At 63.6% G+C, this 21,015-nt stretch carries 19 protein-coding genes; 5 read left to right on the plus strand and 14 right to left on the minus strand.

The window, feature by feature from the left end:
- Nucleotides 1-1,209, minus strand: a complete 1,209-nt coding sequence (locus AB6Q56_RS06260; protein WP_434516235.1) for an MFS transporter — start codon at nucleotides 1,207-1,209, stop codon at nucleotides 1-3.
- 83 nt (nucleotides 1,210-1,292) lie between these two features.
- On the opposite strand from AB6Q56_RS06260, the gene AB6Q56_RS06265 reads away from it, so the two are divergent.
- From AB6Q56_RS06265 to AB6Q56_RS06275, 3 genes are all read left to right on the plus strand, one after another.
- Entirely contained in the window at nucleotides 1,293-2,129 is an 837-nt protein-coding gene (locus AB6Q56_RS06265) for an AraC family transcriptional regulator (protein ID WP_434516236.1), read from the plus strand.
- 72 nt (nucleotides 2,130-2,201) lie between these two features.
- Entirely contained in the window at nucleotides 2,202-2,894 is a 693-nt protein-coding gene (locus AB6Q56_RS06270) for a UPF0149 family protein (RefSeq protein ID WP_434516237.1), read from the plus strand.
- Nucleotides 2,895-3,459: 565 nt separating this feature from the next.
- Nucleotides 3,460-4,296 (plus strand): hypothetical protein, encoded by an 837-nt coding sequence (locus tag AB6Q56_RS06275; RefSeq protein WP_434516238.1) that lies wholly within the window; start codon nucleotides 3,460-3,462, stop codon nucleotides 4,294-4,296.
- On the opposite strand, the gene AB6Q56_RS06280 is transcribed toward AB6Q56_RS06275, so the two are convergent.
- Nucleotides 4,250-4,735: a DUF488 domain-containing protein gene (locus tag AB6Q56_RS06280; protein WP_434516239.1), complete on the minus strand. Its 486-nt coding sequence runs from the start codon at nucleotides 4,733-4,735 to the stop codon at nucleotides 4,250-4,252. The genes AB6Q56_RS06275 and AB6Q56_RS06280 overlap by 47 nt on opposite strands.
- Before the next feature lie 314 nt (nucleotides 4,736-5,049).
- Entirely contained in the window at nucleotides 5,050-5,406 is a 357-nt protein-coding gene (locus AB6Q56_RS06285; RefSeq protein WP_434516240.1) for a hypothetical protein, read from the minus strand.
- 184 nt (nucleotides 5,407-5,590) lie between these two features.
- Between AB6Q56_RS06285 and AB6Q56_RS06290 the strand changes: the two genes are divergently transcribed.
- Nucleotides 5,591-6,073 carry a nucleoside 2-deoxyribosyltransferase gene (locus AB6Q56_RS06290; RefSeq protein ID WP_434516241.1) on the plus strand — a complete coding sequence of 161 codons (483 nt, stop codon included), beginning with the start codon at nucleotides 5,591-5,593 and terminating at the stop codon, nucleotides 6,071-6,073.
- A gap of 16 nt (nucleotides 6,074-6,089) precedes the next feature.
- Here the strand turns inward: AB6Q56_RS06290 and AB6Q56_RS06295 are convergent, their stop codons facing one another.
- The 4 genes from AB6Q56_RS06295 to chrA all read right to left on the minus strand — a co-directional run bounded on the left by AB6Q56_RS06295 (nucleotide 6,090) and on the right by chrA (nucleotide 10,476).
- Nucleotides 6,090-6,572 (minus strand): CreA family protein, encoded by a 483-nt coding sequence (locus AB6Q56_RS06295; protein ID WP_434516242.1) that lies wholly within the window; start codon nucleotides 6,570-6,572, stop codon nucleotides 6,090-6,092.
- Nucleotides 6,569-7,588: a patatin-like phospholipase family protein gene (locus AB6Q56_RS06300; protein WP_434516243.1), complete on the minus strand. Its 1,020-nt coding sequence runs from the start codon at nucleotides 7,586-7,588 to the stop codon at nucleotides 6,569-6,571. Before AB6Q56_RS06300 ends, AB6Q56_RS06295 begins: the two co-directional genes overlap by 4 nt.
- Before the next feature lie 91 nt (nucleotides 7,589-7,679).
- Nucleotides 7,680-9,077: an exonuclease domain-containing protein gene (locus AB6Q56_RS06305; protein ID WP_434516244.1), complete on the minus strand. Its 1,398-nt coding sequence runs from the start codon at nucleotides 9,075-9,077 to the stop codon at nucleotides 7,680-7,682.
- A gap of 25 nt (nucleotides 9,078-9,102) precedes the next feature.
- A complete protein-coding gene (gene chrA, locus AB6Q56_RS06310) occupies nucleotides 9,103-10,476 on the minus strand; it encodes a chromate efflux transporter (RefSeq protein WP_434516245.1) in 1,374 nt (457 codons plus the stop codon).
- 185 nt (nucleotides 10,477-10,661) lie between these two features.
- Here chrA and nudC point away from each other — a divergent pair, with 185 nt between their 5' ends.
- The gene (nudC, locus tag AB6Q56_RS06315) at nucleotides 10,662-11,432 is read left to right on the plus strand and encodes an NAD(+) diphosphatase (protein ID WP_434516246.1); all 771 of its coding nucleotides are present in this window, start codon (nucleotides 10,662-10,664) and stop codon (nucleotides 11,430-11,432) included.
- 4 nt (nucleotides 11,433-11,436) lie between these two features.
- Here the strand turns inward: nudC and AB6Q56_RS06320 are convergent, their stop codons facing one another.
- The 7 genes from AB6Q56_RS06320 to AB6Q56_RS06350 all read right to left on the minus strand — a co-directional run bounded on the left by AB6Q56_RS06320 (nucleotide 11,437) and on the right by AB6Q56_RS06350 (nucleotide 20,892).
- The gene (locus tag AB6Q56_RS06320) at nucleotides 11,437-12,246 is read right to left on the minus strand and encodes a hypothetical protein (protein ID WP_434516247.1); all 810 of its coding nucleotides are present in this window, start codon (nucleotides 12,244-12,246) and stop codon (nucleotides 11,437-11,439) included.
- Nucleotides 12,247-12,410: 164 nt separating this feature from the next.
- Nucleotides 12,411-13,856 (minus strand): glycerol-3-phosphate dehydrogenase/oxidase, encoded by a 1,446-nt coding sequence (locus AB6Q56_RS06325; RefSeq protein ID WP_434516248.1) that lies wholly within the window; start codon nucleotides 13,854-13,856, stop codon nucleotides 12,411-12,413.
- Nucleotides 13,853-15,361 (minus strand): glycerol kinase GlpK, encoded by a 1,509-nt coding sequence (gene glpK, locus AB6Q56_RS06330; RefSeq protein ID WP_434516249.1) that lies wholly within the window; start codon nucleotides 15,359-15,361, stop codon nucleotides 13,853-13,855. The genes AB6Q56_RS06325 and glpK overlap by 4 nt, the downstream gene beginning before the upstream one ends.
- Nucleotides 15,362-15,442: 81 nt before the next feature.
- Complete coding sequence (gene msrB / locus AB6Q56_RS06335; RefSeq protein WP_434516250.1) at nucleotides 15,443-16,399, minus strand: peptide-methionine (R)-S-oxide reductase MsrB; 957 nt, start codon at nucleotides 16,397-16,399, stop codon at nucleotides 15,443-15,445.
- A gap of 11 nt (nucleotides 16,400-16,410) precedes the next feature.
- Nucleotides 16,411-17,895 carry a protein adenylyltransferase SelO gene (locus tag AB6Q56_RS06340; protein WP_434516251.1) on the minus strand — a complete coding sequence of 495 codons (1,485 nt, stop codon included), beginning with the start codon at nucleotides 17,893-17,895 and terminating at the stop codon, nucleotides 16,411-16,413.
- A gap of 169 nt (nucleotides 17,896-18,064) precedes the next feature.
- Nucleotides 18,065-18,466 carry a Cu(I)-responsive transcriptional regulator gene (cueR, locus tag AB6Q56_RS06345; RefSeq protein ID WP_434516252.1) on the minus strand — a complete coding sequence of 134 codons (402 nt, stop codon included), beginning with the start codon at nucleotides 18,464-18,466 and terminating at the stop codon, nucleotides 18,065-18,067.
- Nucleotides 18,463-20,892: a heavy metal translocating P-type ATPase gene (locus AB6Q56_RS06350; RefSeq protein WP_434516253.1), complete on the minus strand. Its 2,430-nt coding sequence runs from the start codon at nucleotides 20,890-20,892 to the stop codon at nucleotides 18,463-18,465. The genes cueR and AB6Q56_RS06350 overlap by 4 nt, the downstream gene beginning before the upstream one ends.
- Nucleotides 20,893-21,015: the final 123 nt, after the last annotated feature.

A 21,015-nucleotide genomic window follows, 5' to 3' on the forward strand; every position in this document is an offset into this window, starting at 1 on the left:
CTACACAGCCTTGCCGACGCGCAGGGCGCTGAAGATGGCCAGGGTTTGCAGGATGGCGATGCCGACCAGCACGGCGCCGAATTTCCCGGCATCCATCAGGCCGCCGAAGATCAGCGGAGCGAGCGCCAGGCCGAGGTCGAGCCCGGAATAAACGAAACCATAGACCCGCCCGTAGGCCGCCTTGCCGAAGCGGGCGGTGGCCGCCTTGCGCACCAGCAGGTCGCGCGACGGGCCGGCGATCCCGGTGCAGAAGCCGATCCCGGCCATCAGCGGCAGGATCAGACCGGCAGGCAGCACCGCGCTGGCGAGCAGTACTGCCAGCAGGGCGGCCAGACCCAGCGCGCCGGCGATCAGCAGGTCGTGTTCGCCCTTCTGGGCGAGGAAGCCACCAAGCACGATGCCGCAGGCGCTGCCGATCAGGTAGGTCGACAAGGCAAAGGCCGCCGTGGTCAGCGACAGGCCGTACATGGCCTGCAGGATGGGGCTGGCGAAGTTCTGGATGGTGCCGAAGGCGGCGGTGATGAGCAGGAAGAACAGGAAGCACAGCCAGACCGCCCGCGAACCCAGGAAGGCGAAGAGCGGGCCGGCGTTTTCCTGCGCCTTTTCGGCGTGATGCGCCGCCGTATCGGTGATGGCTTCGCGGCGCCAGAAGAGCAGTGCGATGGCGAGCAGGGCGATGATGCTGGCCGACAGCGCCGCCGTACGCCAGCCGCTGGCGCTGGCGATGCCGGTCATGAAGATCGGCGCCGCCGCCCAGCCGAGGTTGCCGGATAGGCCATGCACCGAAAAAGCATGGCCGAGACGGGGCTGGGAAACGTGGCGGTTTAGCACGGTGAAGTCGGCCGGGTGAAAGACGCTGTTGCCGAGGCCGGCCAGCGCGGCAACGGCGATCAGCATGGGCAGGCCGGTCGCGAAATGGAGCACGACACCGGCCAGCGCAAAACAGCCAATGCCGCAGCCGAGGACGCGCGCGGCGCCAAAACGGTCGACCAGAAAGCCCGCCGTCGCTTGCCCGATGCCGGAAACGACGAAGAAAACCGTCATGGTCACGCCGATGGCGGTGAAGCTCAGGCCGAATTCCGGCATCAGCCAGGGGAACAGCGGCGGCAGCAACAGATGGAAGAAGTGCGAAACGGCATGCACGAAGCCGATCAGGCTGATCGTTTCGATGTCGCTGTGCGCGGCGGGGGGCAGAGTGGCGGTGGTCATGGTTCGTGGCGCTCGGTTGGGTCGGACGAGTGTAGAAAACTTTGTCTTGACCGTATTGCAATAATCGGACAAAAATTATCGCAATGCTGACATCGCTCCCCTTCGATCCGCTGCCGCGCCGGGCGCCCACCCTGGACGAGCCGCTGACGGTCAATCTCCGCCAGCCGCCGCCGGATGTCGTTGTTCCCTGGCACAGCCACGATTGGGCGCAACTGGCTTATCCGCTGCGTGGCGCGATCCGTGTTTCGGCGGCCGGTACCAGCTGGCTGACGCCGGCTTTCCGGGCGGTATGGATTCCGCCGGGTATTGAACACGAGGTCGCCATGCTGGGGCAGGTCGAATTGCGCACCGTCTATGTCGCGCGGGAAGTGGCGCCCTTGCCCCTGGAGGCCTGTACCGTCATCGAGGTCTCCGACCTCATGCGCAGCCTGATCGAGGCGCTCAGCCGGGTAGGGCGAGAAACGCCCGGCGATGCGGAGCGGTGCGACCTGATGATCCGCCTGCTGCTGACCGAAATGCGACAGGCGCCGACCTTGTCGCTTGGCCTGCCGCTGCCGCGTGATCGCCGCCTGCAGGCGTTGTGCGAGGCATTGATGGCAGAACCCGCATCGCCCCTGGCTTTGGCCGACTGGGCGGTTCGGGTTGGCGCCAGCGAACGGACGCTGGCCCGGCTGTTCCGGGATGAATTGCAGATGAGTTTCGGCGCCTGGCGCCAGCAACTCAGACTGGCCGGTGCGCTGGATATGATCGGGCGTGGCCGGCCGCTGGGCGACGTGGCGGCCGAGTTGGGCTATGCCAGCCAGGCAGCGTTCTCGGCCATGTTCAAGCGTGCCTTCGGCGTGCCGCCCGGGCGCTTCATGCAGTCCCGCCAAGGCGGTGTGCCGGCTTCCAATGTGCGCGACATCGAGCCGATGCCATAGCGCCGGCCGGTGAATTCGCGGGTAGGACTCGGAAACTGGGCTAAAATCCAACGATTACGGAGGATAAAGAACATGAACCCCAAACCGTTGACTGACGCCGATTTCGACCGGCTCGAAGAATTGCTGGAGCACGAGGTTTTCAAGGGCGACGCCATGCGCCTCGACGAAGCGCAGGCTGTGATCTGCGCCGTCGTCAGCGGCCCCGAACCGATCATGCCGACCATCTGGTTGCCCGAGGTGCTGGGTGAGGGCATGGAGTCGGGCGACCCGGTCGTTGCCGAAACCGTCGAACTGCTGATGCGCCTGAACAACGACATCGCGTCCGCCTTGCTGGCCGACGAAACCATTTCACCCATCCTTTACCCGGTCGACGAAAGCTGCGAAGACTACGACTTCGAGGCCTGGGCCGATTCCTACGTTTTCGGTGCCGGCCTGGCCGGCGACTGGTACGAACTGGCCGGCAAGCACGCCGACGACCTTTCCGAACTGCTCGAACCGATGTTCCTGCTCAACGGCATGCTCAAGGAAGATGCCGAAAAGAACGGCGAGCGCTGGTTCCCGCCGGCCGAGGAAGCCCGTCTGGTTGCCGATATCCAGGAAAACCTGCCGGTCATCGTGCAGACCCTGTACAACTTCTGGCGCAACAAGCGCTCCGGCGGCACCGTGCAACGCAGCGAAGACAAGGTCGGCCGCAACGACCCGTGCCCGTGCGGCAGCGGCAAGAAATTCAAGCAGTGTTGCGGCAGCCCGGAAAAACTGAACTGATCGGCGTCAGGCCACTGTTGGCCTGATCTCGATAACTCGATGCATTAGGAAAAAGGCCCAAGGATTCTGCTTGGGCCTTTTGGCTTTTCTGGTACGGATTCGAGATGTCTGTGTTTCGGCCAAAACGGTCATTGGGACTCAGAGCCACCAACGTCAGGAAAGCACAGATCAAGAGTCGTAGTAATTGATCCTGATCGTATGAGCTGCTGGCGCCTCGACCAATCAGTGACCTGAACTGCCGCTATACATTCGGGCTGGCCGAATGTAGTCCTCGCTCAGCAAGGGTCGTCCCTCTTCTGGAGATAGTCCAGCGAAAAGCTGTTCGGATGTCCCATCAACTGCGGATTCCTTGCCTTGTTTTTGTATATTTCTTTTATTTGCCAAAACAATTTCCATCACTGGACTTTCGCTTGGTTCTCCACGCGTGTCTCTATGCCCAGCAACATATGTATGCAAAACTACTATCTTCCGATGCTATTTACATCATTTATCCAATGGCAAGTGGATAAATGTATGGGCAAGCACAGCTTGGTTTGGTGTAGAGGCAAAAAACCTAGAGGGGGAGATGATGGCGCAGGGGCGGGTTGAACGTATTCTGATCTTGGCGAAAACATATCCATCGCCCAGCGCGCAGTACGTGGAGACCTCCTGTGTGGCTGGTATCAGCGAACATGGGAGTATGCGGCGTCTTTATCCTGTTCCATTTCGCATGGTCGAGGAGGGTAGCCAGTTTAAGAAGTGGCAGTGGATCAATGTCCGTGTCGAAAAGGCCAATAAAGACCATCGGCCAGAAAGCCACAAGCTCTACACCGACACGATCTCCTGCGGCGAGTGTCTCGATACAAAGAAGGAGTGGGCAGCTCGGCGAAACTGGTTGGACAAAGTTCCGTCCTTCGGCAGCTTTGAAGCACTTGAAGCAAGCCGCCAAGCGGACGGGCTCTCTCTTGCCCTTTTGAGGCCGAAGCGAGTTACCGGACTAGAGATCTCGAAGGCTCGCAATGCCGATTGGACTGACGACGAAAAGGAAAAGCTAACTCGGCAGCAAATGCAGGGCGATCTTTTTTCGGAAGATGAGGCCAAGAAGCAGGTGAAGGAATTACGAAAGGTGCCTTTTGACTTCTATTACCGCTATGTCTGCGATACACCAGAAGGTGAGCAAGAGCACGTCCACAAAATCGTGGATTGGGAGGCTGGAGCCCTATATTGGCACTGTCGGCGAAGTCATGGTCCGAACTGGGAAGCCCCGTTTCGGGAGAAGCTCGGGGGAGAACTCTTGGGGAAAGAACTGATGTTCCTGATGGGTAACCAGCACCGGTTTCAAAACCAGTGGCTGATTATCAGCCTAGTCTATCCGCCTAAGCGAAAACCGCCCGCGGAGACGCCACAGGGCTCATTGTTCTAGCCCCCTTTGCTTTGATGTGCTCTATCCCCGCGCCGCTGCAGTCCCGGATAGCATTTGCCACGAGTGATCGATGGCAGAAATTGTAGTCAGCTTCGTAGCACATCAATGCACAATTAGATGAGGCTACCAGACCGGCCAACTCGGCTATCGCATTTTCTTGAGTCTTCAGGTGAGCCAGGAAACCTTCTGTGTAGCGTGCCCAGTTGCTATCGTCTCGATAGCGTTCCCGTACAGGCTTCGGGCAGCCCAGTGCGGCCATGTGGAGATACTCATAGCCCGAAAGGTTCAGAATATTGCCAAGCGCCTTCTTCGAGAACCCGGGCTTACGGGAGAGGGGCAGTTCGCGGATGTCCACTACGGTCTCGATGCCGTGTTCGCTAAGCAGTGACACGAACGCGTCGATGTCGATTCCCTCGTAACCAATCGTAAATACAGTCATTTTTTGAGTCCCCTGAACACGCCAGTCTACCGGACGAGCATAGGGTATGACGAGCCCTGATTCGATCGAAATTGATGCATTTCGTTCCATTAGGCCGGTAATCAGTAAGGCAGGCCGTGGAGGGGAAGAAGGTGCATTCGTGATTCCTGAGTGCTGCCACCGTCAGCAATCGGCCTCTATCCTGACATATCGCTGGATGCGACCCAACGGCAGCAAAGGCCGATAGGCAGACATCTCAATTCAGCGCTTCCCAAGGTAAAAAGGCCGTTCAAACGAACGGCCTTTCTTCATTGCGCACCTACAGTAGCGGGGTGCTATTCCTGGCGGACGACCACGTAGGCGTGCTTGAATTTGGCGCCCTTGATGTCGGCGGCGGTGGCCGAGCTGCCCGGCTTGATCAGCGAAATCCGGCCAACGGCTTCCGGCGGTGCTGCGTTGGCGGTGGTTTCCTTCATTTCCAGGATCAAGGGTTCGGGCGCGATCAGGCGGAACTCCAGCGTGGTGTCGGCCAGGCCTTCGGGCGAGAATTTGAATTGGGAATGAGGGCCGGCCAGGGAAACGGAGTGTTTCAGTTCTCCATCGAGGAATACCTGGAACTTGACCGGATCGGCTGCACTGGCGATGGTGGGGATGCTCAGGGCGGCGGCGAGGATCAGGGAAGGTGTTTTCATGGTTCTTTCGGTCGGTGCGGCGAGTCGTGGCCAGGGGGGCGGTGCGGGCGATGTCTTTTGCCGCTAGGCTGTGATTCGCGGATGAAAACATCGAAAATACACCCGAAGCCACCGGTTTGCCAACCTGTTGTGGCGCATTCTGGTATTTTTTACGACGGTTTTTGGTTTTTCGATGCAACGACACTTGAAAATTTATCTCGCCGGCCCCGATGTCTTTCGGCCGGATGCCCGGCAGTGGGCCGACGATGTGCGTGCGCTCTGCCGGCAGGCCGGGCATGAAGCCCTGGTGCCGCTCGATGGGGTGGAGACGAGCGCAGCGGGTATTTTTCACGCCAACATCGCGCTGATTCATCGGGCTGATGCTGTGGTCGCCAATCTCAACCCGTTTCGCGGCTGCGAGCCGGATTCGGGAACCTGTGTCGAGGTCGGTTACGCGCTGGCGCTGGGCAAACCGGTCGTCGGTTATGTCGATACGCTGGAGTCGACGGTCGAGCGGGTGCGGCGTCGGCAAGGCGCGGTCGGGCTGCGCGATGGCCGCCCGATAGACGCCGACGGCATGCATGTCGAGGATTTCGGCTTGCCGCTGAACCTGATGCTGGCCGTTCCGGTGAAGCTGGTCGCCGGCGGTTTGGCCGAGGCGCTGGCAGCGCTCGGAGCGGCGGGCTGATGGGCGTTCGTGCGGATTACTTCCCCGGCCAGGGCTGGATGGGAACCGTCGAGATGGCGTTGGCCGGGGCGCCTTCGATAACCCGGCGGCTGATCGCCAGATAGATCAGCACATTGCGCTTCTGGTCGAGGAAGCGGTGAATCTTCGTTTCTTTGAACAGCAGCGAGGTATCTTCGCTGAACACGACCTCGTCGGCCGGCAGCTTGGCGGGGAGCACGATCGGCCCGACCTGGCGGCAGGCGATGGAGAATTGCGACGGATCTTCGGCCAGGCCCAGGCTGCCCTTGACGCCGCCGGTGCGTGCCTGGCTGACGTGGCAGGTGACGCCGGGAATCTTCGGGTCATCGTAGGCATTGACGCAGATGCGATGATTGGCGCCGATCAACTTCCAGGTGGTGGTGACGCAGTCGATCTCCTCGCCCTGGGCGGGCAGGGCGGCGGCCAGGGTCAGCGCGGCGGCGAGGCAGGCCGGGCGAAGCGTGGAAAAAGAGAGGCTCATGGTGTTTCCTTGTTCAATCGGGCGATGAATTCTGCGCCCTTGTGGCGGCCTTCGTCCATCAATCGTTCGATGAAAGCCGGGCTGCGGTCGAGCTTGGAGGCGTAGTCGAGCTCGAGTTCGAGGCGGATGAAACGGACGTCCACGTGCTTCATGTGCGCCGCGTCGAGCCATTTTTTCCGCAGCCAGTCGTTGGTCTGGTCGACGAAGAACAGTTCCTGGTGCAGCGACAGGTTGCCGGCCAGCTCGTTGCGGCGGTCGTCGATGTCGTTCGAGGTCATCGGCTCGCTGGCGCGGCGCTCCGGGTTGATCTGGATGACCCAGATTTCATCCGGCTTGGCTTCACGGCTTTCCTTGCCCGAGAGAAAGCCGCGGATCGGCGGATTCTGCGAGAACAGGCCGTCCCAGTAGATGCCCTTGCCGATATGGACGGCGCGGAACATTTCCGGAATCGCCGCCGAGGCGAGCAGCGCCTCGACCGTGATGCCCGGCTGCCGGGGGCCGGGATGGGAATGGAATACGGTGAAGTCGCCGGACAGCACTTCCACGGCGCCGATCATCAGGCAGGGCGCATGCGGCGTGATGAGCGATTGCAGACGCTCGAACGGTATGTGTTCGCGCAGCAGGTCAGCCATGAAATCCTGTCCGCTTGTCGGCAGCAGGTAGGGGCTGATTTCCGGCAGGCCGAGCACGGAACGGCTGCGTTGCTGAAGCAACAGCCACTGGTTGCTCCAGAAGTCCGGGAATTCGGTGGCGCTCATCTTTTGCCAGAAGGTTTCGAGCAGGGCGGCACCGCGTGCCGGATCGCCTTCGAGCAAGCCCGTCCACGCCAGGGCGGCGCACAGGGCGCCGCCGGATGTGCCGGACATGCCCAGGATATGGTGTTTGCGCGCATCGATATTGCGCAGGAGCGCTTGCAGGACGCCGGCGGTAAAGGCGGTATGGCTGCCGCCTCCCTGGCAGGCGATGGCGACGCGTTTCACGGGCGGATTGGCTTTGGCTGGTCGGGCGGCTGGCATGGCGGGCTCCTTCGTGGGTAGTTCGCCAGTGTGCCACAGTCATGACGTGCAGGTAATTTCAGGCGTTTCCCGTTGCTGGCGCAGGGGCGGGTCAGCTGAGAGTGTGCAGTTGAAAGGCGCCATTGAGCGCGGCGAGCGGTTTCATTTTCGCCACGACCTTGGCCAGTATCTTGTAGGTGTCGCGGTCGAAGGACGGGCGCTTGCCGTCGAGCAACTGCCGGATGTCGTCATCGGACTTGGCTGTGCCCAGGTAACGCCAGCCGTCGATGACGTGCGCTTCGTCTCCCTCGCGAATGACGGCCGGGCCGGGGAAGGGCCAGGACACCAGCTTGAGGCCGGTCAGCGCGGTCATCAGGCGCATGGTGTGTTTGGCCAGCGGTTCCTTGCCGATGCAGACGCCCTTGCAGCGGCGGATCTGGTGGCCGAAACACGGCTTGCCGGCCTTGAGCGGCTGCTGGCCGGTCAGCATGTCGCACAGATGATGGCTTTCGACCAGCTGGCGCATGACGGTGTTGGCTTCCTTGCTGCTCTTGAACAGGCCGTAGCACGAGGTGGAGAGACCGAAGTCGAGGTCGTTGGCGAGCGTCAATTGCGGGCGCAGCCAGCCTTCGCCCTCGTCGACCAGCGTCCAGGTACAGACTTCCTCGTTCTTGCGCAGCTGGCGGTTCTGCGTCGGCAGCAGTTCCTTGACCAGCGCCGACTCCCGGAGCAGGGCGCCTATCTCCCCGGCGGTAACGATCCAGTCGATGCGCCGTACCTGTTGGGCGAGCGCCATTTCCTTCGCCGAGCGGACATCGGCCGAAAAATGCGACAGCACGCGCTTGCGCAGGTCCTTGGCCTTGCCGATGTAGATCGGCAGGTTGTTTTCGCCGTAGAACAGATAGACGCCGGGCGTATCGGGCAGGTCTTCCAGATTGGCTGCGTCGAGGTTGGGCGGCAGGCTGGGGCGGGCGTTCTGCTTGTTCAGCGCTGCCTCGATGGCCTCGCTGCTGCGGTCGGCATGGATTTTCTGCCAGAACTGGTGGATCAGCTGGGCATCGGCCAATGCCCGGTGGCGCGCCTCGGCCTGCAGGCCGTGGCGTTCGATCAGGCTGTCGAGATTGTGCCGGTGGTGTTCCGGATACAGCGCCCGCGACAGCTTGACCGTGCACGTGACGGTGCAGCGAAAATCGATGCCCAGCCGCTTGAACTCGGCTTTCAGAAAGCCGTAGTCGAAGCGGGCGTTGTGGGCGATGAACAATCGCCCTTCGAGCCGGCGCAGGGCTTCTGCGGCAATGGCTTCGAACGGCGGCGCAGCGGCGACCATTTCGTTGGTGATGCCGGTCAGTTGTTCGATGAAGGGCGGAATCCGCATGCCGGGATTGACCAGCTGCTGCCATTCGCGGACGGAACCATCCGCATCGACCTCGACGATGCCGATTTCTGTGATGCGGTCGTGGGTGGCGGTGGCGCCGGTGGTTTCGAGGTCGACAAAGGCAAGTGCGGGCATGCCGGCATTTTCCCAGATCGGCGCCTTAGCGCAAAAACTGGATGAGCAACCCGAGGAGGGCGCTCCCGGCGATGACCGGGATCACGCCCAGCTTGAAGCGGAACAAGGCCGTGGCAGCCAGCGCGGCGATCACTGCGGCCGGGATGTCCGCCTGGCCGCTGAATCCTTGTGGCCACAGCACGTGGTAGCCGAAGAACAATGCCAGATTCAGGATGACGCCGACGACGGCGGCCGTGATGGCAGTCAGTGGAGCGGTGAATTTGAGATCGTTGTGGGTTGTTTCAATGAATGGCCCACCGGCCAGGATGAAGATGAACGAAGGCAGGAAAGTGAACCAGGTGACGACGGTGGCGGCAATGGCGCCGGCCAGGAAGAGGCTTCCCGCACCGAAGATGGCCTTGGTGTAAGCGCCTACGAAACCAACGAAGGCGACCACCATGATCAGCGGCCCGGGAGTGGTTTCCCCGAGCGCCAGGCCGTCGATCATCTGGGTGGGCGTCAGCCAGCCATAGCTTTCGACGGCACCCTGATACACGTAGGGCAGCACCGCATACGCCCCGCCGAAGGTGAGCAATGCGGCCTTGGTAAAGAACCAGCCCATCCGGGTCAATGTGCCGTCCCAACCGTAGAGGGCCGTCAGCAGACCCATTGGCAGTAGCCAGAGCAGCACCCCGACCAAGGCCACCTTGAATAACCGCCGTCCGGAAAACAGGGCATGTGCCGGTGTCGGCGTGTCGTCGTCGATGATTGCCTTGCCGAAGGACTTTCCGACCGAGCCATGGCCGCCGCCGGCCTTGAAACGGTCAGGTGCAATCCGGCCGCCGACATAGCCGATGGCGGCAGCCATCGCGACAATCAGCGGGAAGGGCAGGCCGAGGGCAAAGATGGCGACGAATGAAGCAGCTGCGATGGCCCACATGGAATTGTTCCTGAGCGCTCGCGAACCGATGCGGTGCGTGGCCTGGACGACGATGGCCGTCACCGCCGGTTTGATGCCGTAGAACAGACCGGCAACCACCGGTTGATTGCCAAAGGCGACATAGAGCCAGGACAGGGTGATCAGGATGAACAGCGAGGGAAGCACGAACAGGGTGCCGGCGACGATGCCACCCCGTGCCCGGTGCATCAGCCAGCCGATGTAGGTCGCCAGTTGTTGCGCCTCGGGGCCGGGCAGCACCATGCAATAGTTCAGCGCGTGCAGGAAGCGCTTCTCGGAAATCCAGCGACGGCGTTCGACCAGCTCCTGATGCATGATTGCAATTTGCCCGGCCGGGCCGCCAAAGCTGATGAAACCAAGCTTCAACCAGAAGGCGAACGCTTGCCAGAAGCCGACCGGGGCCGGCCTGTCGTTGGCGGGGGAGGAGGCTGCCGCGTTGGGCTCGCTACTTGGCCTTGGCATGAAAATTCAGACGAATGGGGCGGATGGTGGAGGGCGACCATCTTACTTCCTTGTGCCACTCGCAATATAAAAAGTGCCTGGCGTTGTTCCGAACAGACCGCAGGCGAGAGGAAGTCAGCGGGTTGCGTGCTATAAATCGGTTCTTTGGCCGCTATCTCGCGGCCTGCCAGCACCCCGGACGACACATGACAGACACCGCTTTCTGGATACTACGTAGCGATAACCGCCTGCTGATCGCCGTTGACGAGGGTGCAGTCTCGCCATTCCCGAGCGGGCGGCATCTCGGCGTGCCACCCGACGGTGCGCTGCGCGTTGGCGACTGGCTGGGAGCGACCTGCTATGCCGCCGATGTGGCCGAACTGCCCGAAGTCGCCGGTGCCGACCCGACCCCCCTGCGTGCCGTTTTTCAGCTGGCGGGCGGCGCAGCCTTCGCGTTGGCCGGTCGGGCCGTGCAACTGCTCGACTGGCAGGCGCAGCATCGATTCTGCGGCCGTTGCGGTACGCCGACCGAGATGAGGGCGAACGAACACGCCATGCACTGCCCGGCTTGCGACCTCATCGTCTATCCGCGCATTTCGCCGGCCGTCATGGTGCTGGTGCGCGCTGGCGGCAAATTGTTGCTGGCGCGCAGCCCGCGTTTCAAGCCGGGCGTCTACAGCGCGCTGGCCGGCTTTGTGGAACCGGGCGAAACGCTGGAGCAGTGCGCCAGGCGCGAGGTGCGCGAGGAAGTCGGTATCGAGATCGCCAACCTGCGCTATTTCGCCAGCCAGCCCTGGCCGTTTCCCAATTCGCTGATGGTCGCCTTCTTCGCTGATTACGCGGGCGGCGAACTGAAACTTGATCCGGATGAAATCGAAGCCGCCGACTGGTTTTCCCCCGACGCCTTACCCCAGTTGCCGGAGCCGATCAGCATCTCGCGGCAACTGATCGATGCCGCGCTGGCGGGCGCAGCTTAAACACCTAGGCGCATCGCTTGCCGCTCATGCGGCTGAACCCCGGTTCGCTGTTCTGGCCCGGGCGGATGCAGATGGTGACGCCCAGCGAGCGGGCTGCCCGGTCGATGTCAGGCGGGAAGGGCGAGAAGGGCAGCGAGCGCTCGATGACGGCCTTGATGAACGCGACTTCCTCAGCCTGGTCGGCGGCATTGAGCACGACGAAGGATTTCAGCGAGCCGTCGGGATTGAGTCTGAACTGAACGGCAGCAGTCTCTACTCCCCGGTGCCGGCGTTCGTTGTTGACGAAGCCGGCGCTGCGGTTCAGTCGCCGCACCAGCCCGTCGAGATACATTTCCAGGCTGAAGGGATTGACCGGTGGGCCGTTCGGGCGCAATTCGAGCAGTGCGTCACCGGTTGCATCCTCGCGCGCCAGCGCTCTTCCGGCTTCCCGTGCCATGGCGAGGGAGCGTTGAGCCAGCGTGGGTTTCGGCGTCGCTTTGGCTTGCTCCTCCAGCTCGTTGAGGAACCCGTCCATTTCCGCCTTCTGCGCCACGCTCCATTTGGGTGTCGCACTGTGCGATTTGTCGGCCGTCATGATGCGCGTCTTGGGTTTTACCTTGGCGCTCTTGGCGGCAGTCGGTGCGGGCGTGCTTTCGACGGTTGGCTCGACCGGCTTCCGGCTGGGCGCCAGCCGTGCTTCCAGGCGCGAGACGGACTGCGGATTGCCGCTCCGCTCATCGCGCGGCGCCAGCAGCACCGCCAGGTGGATGGCCAGCGAAACGGCGAAGGCCAGCAGCAGCGCTCGTTGTTCGCGGGATTGGTCGAAATTCGTCATCGGCGGCATTTTATGCGGCCCGGGGCGCTCGATTGCACAAAATCCTTAGCGAAGTCGTAACCATTGGTAAATCTTTGGGTGAAGGCCAACTCCACGGCACCGCGCGATTTGCCTTGATGCCGGGGCGCGACGAGCCACCAAGCCGGGGAAACGGCCAGCTTCCGCTAGTTCGCTGTTGCTTGGAAGCGGCTGGCGCTTCGCCTGGCCTGTTCCGTCATGGCCTGCAAGCGCTCTTCGGACGGGGCCAATTCCTCTGCCAGCAAGGCACTTACCCGTTCAATACAGGCTTCGCCGGCTGCGGCGTCGAGAAAGAAGGCGCGCGTCCGTCGAGCAAGAATGTCATCAATTGTCCGCGCCTGCTCGTGGCGGATCGCAAAGCGGACCATCGCCTCGCTGTACGGCAGCGCCGGATGCAGCAGGCGGTCGTGGCCGGGCAGGTCGGCGAGCAGGGCGACGTCGGTGCCGAGTACGTCATCGCATGCGGCGGGCGGGCAGCCGTGCAGCTTCAGGTCGCGGGTCGGGCTGGGTATGGGGGGCAGGCCGGCTATTTCGGCGGCGCGGTCGATGACCTGCTCGCCCATCAGCCGGTAGGTCGTCCATTTACCGCCGGCTACGGTGATCAGGCCGCTGCCGCTGACCAGGATGGCGTGTTCGCGCGACAGGGCGGACGTGGTTTTGTGGTCGCCATCGTGTTCCGGATGGATCAAGGGGCGCAGGCCGGCGAAGGCGCTGCGGATGTCGGCGCGGGTCGGCGACCGGGCCAGTACATTGGCGGCGGTGCGCAGCAGGAAGTCGATTTCTTCTGCCAGGGGTTGCGGGTCGTCGAGTTGCCTGAGGTCCGGACGTGGCGTGTCGGTGGTGCCGAGCAGGACCTTGCCTTGCCAGGGGATGGCGAACATCACCCGGCCGTCTTCGGTTTCCGGAATCAGTAGGGCCTCGCTGCCGGGCAGGAAGTCGGCATCGACGACGAGATGGATGCCCTGGCTGGGGGTCAGCAGCGGCGTGCTGTCCGGCTGGTCGAGGCGGCGTATCCGGTCGCCATGGACGCCGGTGGCGTTGATCACGGCCCTGGCCTTGATTTCGAATTCCTCGCCGGTCTCGGCATCGCGCGCCAGGGCGCCGACGATGCGGCCGTTCGCCTTGAGCAGGCCGACGACCGGCAGGTAGTTCAGGCAGGTGGCGCCGTGGTCGATGGCGGTGCGCATCAATGTGACGGCCAGGCGGGCGTCGTCGAACTGGCCGTCCCAGTAGCGGATGCCGCCGCACAGGCCGTCCGGCTTGAGGCCGGGCAGGGCGGCGAGGAGCGCGGCCTGGTCGAGGCCGCCGGAGGCTGCCAGGCCGTCGGCGCCGGCCAGCAGGTCGTAGAGCTTGAGCCCGGTGCCGTAGAACAGGCGGTCCAAGCGGCTCCTGGCGGGAATGACGAAGGCGAGTGGATGCACGAGGTGCGGAGCGTTGGCGAGCAGGTGGGTGCGTTCGTGCAGGGCGTTGCGAACCAGGCCGATGTCGCCCTGACGCAGGTAGCGGACGCCGCCGACGATCAGCACGTCCCAGATGTCTTCGTCGAGCAGTGCGGAGAGGCTTTCGTGGCGGGCCGGGGGGGATTGGGTCATGTCGGTGTAGCCCAGTTGAGCGCGCGTTCGACGGCGCGCTGCCATTCGGAGAACAGCGTGGTACGGCGCGTTTCCGGCATGGCCGGCTCGAAGCGGCGCTCGGCCTGCCACAACGCAGCCAGTTCGGCCTCGTCCTGCCAGAAGCCGACCGCCAGGCCGGCCAGGTAGGCGGCGCCCAGCGCCGTGGTTTCGGTGACGCGAGGGCGAACGACCGGCACGCCGAGCAGGTCGGCCTGGAATTGCATCAACAGGTCGTTGCGCGCCGCGCCGCCATCGACACGCAATTCGCTGAGGGGGTGGCCGGCATCCTTTTCCATTGCGGCCAGCAAATCGGCGCTCTGGAAGGCGATGGCTTCGAGCGCGGCGCGGGCGATGTGGGCTTTGGTCGAACCGCGTGTCAGGCCGAACAGGGCGCCGCGGGCCTGCGGGTCCCAGTGCGGCGCCCCGAGCCCGGCGTGGGCGGGGACGAGATAAACGCCGCCGTTGTCCGGCACGCTGGCGGCCAGTGTTTCGACTTCAGCCGAGTTGGAAATCAGCCCCAGCCCATCGCGCAGCCATTGCACCGTGGCGCCGCCCATGAAGACGCTGCCTTCGAGCAGGTAAGTGGTTTTTGCGTGGCACTGCCAGCCAACCGTGGTCAGCAGGCGGTGGCGCGAGGCCATCGGCCGGTCGCCGGTGTTCATGAGCAGGAAGCAGCCGGTGCCGTAGGTATTCTTCGCCATGCCGTGTTCCAGGCAGGCCTGGCCGAAGGTCGCCGCCTGCTGGTCGCAGGCGATGCCGGCCAGCGGCACGGCACAGCCCAGCCAGCGGGTGTCCAGCGTGGCGATCGGGCCGCTGCTGTCGACGATGCGTGGCAGAACCGATGGCGGAATGTCGAGCCGGGCGAGCAGTTCGTCGTCCCAGCAGCGGCGGTGGATGTCGAACAGCAGCGTGCGCGCGGCGTTCGACGGGTCGGTGACGTGCTCCCGGCCGCCGGATAGATGCCAGGCCAGCCAGCTGTCGACGGTGCCGAAGGCCAACTCGCCGCGTTCGGCGCGGGCACGGGCGCCGGGGATGTTGTCCAGCAGCCATTTCAGCTTGGTACCGGAGAAATAGGCATCGAGCACGAGGCCGGTACGTTCGGCGAACAAGGCGGCATGGCCGGCGGCACGCAGGTCGTCGCAGAGGCCGGCGGTGCGCCGGTCCTGCCAGACGATGGCGCGGTGCAGCGCTTGGCCGGTGACGCGATCCCAGAGCACGGTCGTTTCGCGCTGGTTGGTGATGCCGACGGCGGCCAGCTGGTCGGCCCGGATGCCGCTGTCGCGCAGGGCGGCGCGTGCCACGGCCAGCTGCGATTCCCAGATGTCGCCGGCGTCGTGCTCGACCCAGCCGGGTTGCGGGTAGTGCTGGGGGATTTCCTGCTGGGCCAAACCGCGGATATTGCCGGAACGGTCGAACAGGATGGCGCGGCTGCTGGTTGTGCCCTGGTCGAGGGCCAGGACAAAACGTTCCGTACCGCTGGGCATGGCAGGCTCCTGCAGGGGCGATGCCGGCAGTATAGCGCCGCCGGCCCGGGTGTGGCGCCCTGGCCGGCGATTAGCGCCGGTTCAGCACTTGCTGAGCGCGAGGGCGTTGATGCAGTAGCGCAGGCCGCTCGGCGCCGGGCCGTCGGGGAAAACGTGACCGAGGTGGGCGTCGCAGATGTTGCAGGTGGTTTCGATGCGCTGCATGCCGTGGCTGGCGTCGGCGTGATAGGCGACGACATCGGGCGACAGGGCCTGGGTGAAGCTCGGCCAGCCGCTGCGGCTGTCGAACTTGCTGCCCGCGTCAAACAGTTCGGTGCCGCAGCAGGCACAGGCATAGCGGCCGGGCTCGAAGAGAGCGCACATGGCCGAACTGTGGGCAGGTTCGGTGCCTTTCCGGCGGGTGACGTGAAACTGCTCCGGCGTCAGGCGGGCGCGCCACTCGGTGTCGCCCAGTTCGAGGCGGCGCGGCGGCTCGGGGTTGCCGTCGCGCGCCAGGCGCAGCACCCCGGCCCAGGTCAGGACGCCAGCGGGAACCGGGGCGGCGCCTTTGGCTTCGGCATCGCGCAGGTAGTCGATCAGGCGGTCGGCGTCGACGTGGTAGTGGTTGAAGAGGACGACGCCGTTGGGGTCGATCAGGATGAACCACGGCGTGCCGCCGCTGCGGTAGCGCTTCATCAGCGCGGAACCGGTTCCGTCCGGACCGGCATCGTGGCCGAAGGGAATGGGCAGGGCGTAGCGCTGCTGGTTGGCGAAACCGCGCTCGGCGGTGTTGTGCTCGAATTCCTCGAAGACGGTCTGGACGGCGGCGAAACTGATGGTCGGCGAGCGGCGGAATGCCGCGAACAGCTTGATCAGCGTGGGGAAACCGCTGCGGTGGCAACCCGGACAGTTGTCCTGGAAGCAGAAAATCAGCTTGTAGCGCCCCGGCATGTCTGCCAGTCCGTAGGCGGCCAGCGGCTGTCCGGCCGCATCGTGCCATGTGTCGACGCCCAGTTCGGGGGCAAGTTGGTGGGCGATGCCGTAGTCGTTGGCGGTCATGTCGGTCTCCGTCAGGTTCCGCAGAAAGTCTGGTAGCAGGCCGTTACCTCGGCCGGGGCCGGTTCGGTATAGGCGATGTCGTCGGGGCGCGCGGCGTAGGGATTTTGCAGCACGGCCAGCAGGCGCTCGAAGGGCGCCAGGTCGAATCGCTCGACCGCCGCCGCCAGCGCCTCCTCGACGCGATGATTGCGGGCGATCACCCAGGGGTTGGCGCGCTGCATGGCCGTCAGCAGGGTATCCGGGTGGTCCGGCTGGCGGGCTTGCCAGCGGGTGCGCCAGGCATCGAATCCGGCGCTGTCGCCGAACAGCGCCTGCAGCGGAAGCGGGTTGCCGGTGGCCGCTTCGTGGAGGGCGCGGAAGGCGTTGGTGAAGTCCAGCCGGGCGGCCTGCAGCAAGGAAAGAAAATCCTCAGCCAGTTGGCGGTCGTCGCTGGCCTCGCCCGATTCGTCGAGGCCGAGCTTGGCGCGCATAACGGCCAGCCAATGCGCCGCGACCCGGTCCGGAAACGCCGTGAGCACGTCGGTGGCGCGCGCCACGGCCCGGTCGGTGTCGGCATCGATCAAAACAAGCAGCGACTCGGCGAGACGCGCCAGGTTCCATTGGGCGATGTCGGCCTGGTTGCCGTAGGCGTAGCGTCCGTGGTGGTCGATGGAACTGAAGACGGTGGCAGGGTCGTAGGCTTCCATAAAGGCGCATGGCCCATAGTCGATGGTTTCGCCGGAGATGGTCATGTTGTCGGTATTCATCACGCCGTGGATGAAGCCGACGCCCAGCCAGCGGGCGACCAGCAGCGCCTGCCGCTCGGCGACGCCGGCCAGCAGATCGAGATAGGGCTGGCCGCTGGCGACCAGTTCGGGGTAATGGCGGGCAATGACGTAATCGGCCAGACGCTTTACCTGCTCCGGCCCCTGGTGGGCGGCGAAATACTCGAAGGTGCCGACCCGCACATGGCTGGCCGCCACCCGTGTCAGTACCGCGCCGGGCAGGGCGCGATCGCGGCGCACCATGTCGCCGGTGGCGACGACGGCCAGCGAGCGGGTTGTCGGAATGCCCAGGGCGTGCATCGCCTCGCTGATGATGTATTCGCGCAAGGCCGGTCCCAGCGCGCACTTGCCGTCGCCGTTGCGGGAAAACGGCGTTCGGCCGGACCCCTTGAAGGCGATGTCGCACCGCCGGCCATGGATGTCGATCACCTCGCCCAGCAACAAGGCACGCCCATCGCCCAGTTGCGGCGAGAAGCCGCCGAACTGGTGTCCGGCGTAGGCCTGTGCAATCGGCTCGGCACCTTCCGGAATGCGGTTCCCGGCCAGGGCCTCGACACCCTCCGGCGCAGCAAGTCGTGCCGGGTCTGAGCCCAGTTCGCTAGCCAGCGAGGTATTCAGGCGGATCAGGCTGGGCTTGCTCGCCGGTGTCGGTTTGCAGCGAACGTAGAAATTTTCCAGGTCGCGGACGTAGGTGTTGTCGAAGGCAAAAAGACGAGGGGCAGGGGCGTTCATCGAAGCGAAACAGGGAGGTGGTGGCAGGGTGAAACCGATGCCGGGTCGCCAAACCCGCTCATGGTCGCCTTTTCGATGCTGCAGGCCCGGTTTGGTTCCATCGGGAAGCGGCCCGAGACGGCATTGGTGCGACGTATTGGAATTCAGGCTGCTAAAGCCCACGCACTGGTCACACGCTGCTGCTTTCTCCCGACAGGCTTTCCAGGATGGGGCAATCCGGGCGTTCGTCGCCGTGGCAACAACTGACCAGGTGAGCCAGGGCCTGTTTCATTGACTGGATCTCCTCAAGCTTCCGGTCGAGGAAGGCCAGATGCTGCTGGGCAAGCGCCTTTACTTCCCGGCTGGGACGCGCCCGGTCTTGCCAGAGCTCCAGCAAGCCCCGGATTTCGTCAAGCGAGAAGCCGAGATCACGCGAACGCCGGATGAACAGCAGGGTGCGCAAATCCTTGTCGCCGTACTGACGATAGCCCGCATCGGAACGGCCGGCTTGGGGCAACAAGCCAATGCTTTCGTAGTGGCGGATCATTTTGGCTGAAACGCCTGACGCCTTGGCTGCATCACCGATATTCATTTTTCTGTCCTTTCTGTGCCCACTTTCGCGCTACCCCGCCAATTACGCAGCAGCAACGCATTGGTGACCACACTAACACTGCTCAGGGCCATCGCTGCACCGGCCACGACCGGATTCAGCATGCCCAGGGTCGCCAGAGGAATTCCCAATACGTTATAGGCAAAGGCCCAGAACAAGCCTTGCTTGATTTTTCTGTAGGTACGACGGGATACGTCGAAAGCATCGGCCACCAGGCGCGGATCGCCGCGCATCAACGTAATGCCCGCCGCTTGCATGGCCACGTCGGTGCCGGTCGACATGCTCAGTCCGACATCGGCGGCCACCAGGCTGGGGGCATCGTTCAAGCCATCCCCAACCATGGCCACAACGTATCCCTGCTCGCGAAGCGCCTGGATGGCATGTGACTTGTCACCCGGCAGCAATTCGGCGCGAACTTCATCGATACCGAGTTCCGCGGACACTGCCCGGGCGCTCCCCTGATTGTCGCCGGTCAGCATGACGGTCTTGATTCCCAGTTCGCGCAAGCGGGCCACGGCTTGATAGGAGGCTGGCTTGATGGTGTCGCCAAAGGCCAGAAGTCCCAGCAGCTCCGAAGACGAGTCCGACTGGCGCAACAACCACGAGATGGTTTTTCCTTCACTTTCCAGTGATGCGGCGACGGCAGCGAGCCTTCCCGGAGAAACGCCATGTTCCTGCATCAACCGGGAGCTTCCGAGGAGCATCAGCGTCCCGCCAAGCCTGGCTTGCACGCCTCGCCCGGGCAGTACCTTGGCCTCGCTGACTTCCGGCAACGCGACATTGCGTTCGCGTACCTTTTCCATGACGGCATGGGCCAGGGGATGGTCGCTGGTCTGTTGAAGTGCGCCGGCGACATGCAGGACCGTATCCTTCGAGATGCCTTCGGCCGGTTCGAACGCTACCAGCGAAGGTTTTCCTTCGGTGAGCGTGCCGGTCTTGTCAAAGGCGACCGCCGTAACCGAGTGGGCCAGTTCAAGCGCCTCGACATCCTTGATCAGAATTCCCTGGCGGGCAGCAACGCCAGTCCCGGCCATGATGGCTGTCGGGGTAGCCAGGCCCAGGGCGCAGGGGCAAGCGATGACGAGGACGGCAACGGCATTGATCAGAGCCTGCTCCCAGTTCCCCGAATACCACATCCAGCCGGCAAAGGTGGCCACGGCAATCACCAGTACCGCCGGGACAAAGACCGCGCTGACGCGGTCCACAATGCGTTGAATCGGCGCCTTGGCGGCCTGGGCGGATTCGACCAGGCGAATGATGCGGGCCAGCGTCGTTTCCGCACCGATGGCCATGGTACGAACGTGCAGCAGCCCCTCGCCATTGATCGATCCCCCGGTCACCTTGTCCCCCATGTTCTTGGCTACCGGCAGGCTTTCGCCGGTAATGAGCGCTTCGTCCACATGGCTCTGCCCGACAGCGACTTCGCCATCCACCGCAATACGTTCTCCCGGACGGACGACGACCATGTCGCCAATCGCCAGCCGTTCGACCGGCGTCATCACCTCCTGGCCGTCGACCAGCACCCGGGCGATGCTGGGGCGGAGGGCATTCAAGGCGCGAATGGCATCGGCTGTTTGTCGTTTGGCGCGCGCCTCCAGCCATTTACCCAAAAGAACGAGCGTGATGATCGCGGCCGATGCCTCGAAGTAGAGGTGGGATGTGCCCTCGTCGCCACTCCGCACGAGCAGGTAGACCGATAGGCCGTAGGCGGCGCTGGTGCCGAGCGCGACCAGCAAATCCATATTGCCCGCACCGGCCTTGATGGCTTTCCAGGCTGCCCGGTAGAAACGCCAGCCCAGCCAGAACTGGACGGGGGTGGCCAAGGTGACTTGCACCCAGCCGTCGAGCATCCAATCGACACCGACGAGGCTGAGCAACATGGGGGCTATCAACGGTAGCGTCAGCAAGGCGCTCAGGGCAATCGGCCACCATTCGGGAAGGCGATTGCGCGTGGTTTCGGCTTGTTGTTCCGCGACTGGATTCGCCGTGTAGCCGGCTTTGGCAACGGCTGCCGCCAATAGCGAAAACGTCACGCCCGGCAGGGCTTCGACCGTCGCTTTTTCCGTTGCGAGATTCACGGAAGCCTTCAGTACGCCGGAGACCGTTAACAAGGCCTTCTCGACCCGGCCGGCACAGGAGGCGCAACTCATGCCGTCAATCTGGAACGCAATGGTTTGGGTCACGGCTTGGTATCCGGCTTGTCGAACGGCCTCGGTCAGTGCCTCCAGGGGGACTCCCGGCGCTGTTTTCACGGACGCCTCTTCGGTAGCGAGATTGACGCTGACCTCCTTTACGCCTGCAACGTGCAGAAGTGCCTTCTCGACACGAGAAACGCAGGAGGCGCAACTCATCCCGCCAATACCAAGCCTGAGCTCGCGGGCAGAGCTTGAATCCGAAGCAGGGGACATTTGAATCTCCAGAGGGTTACGATGAACCCATGATGGAGCTTCCCACCATGGGAAGGTCAAGCACCTCGGCGTAGTTTTTCAACACGGATTTTGTGTCGGCCCGTGGCTGCCCAGTTGCCACAC

Origin of the sequence: Dechloromonas sp. ARDL1, from assembly GCF_051122455.1 — a bacterium.
Lineage (GTDB): Bacteria > Pseudomonadota > Gammaproteobacteria > Burkholderiales > Rhodocyclaceae > Azonexus.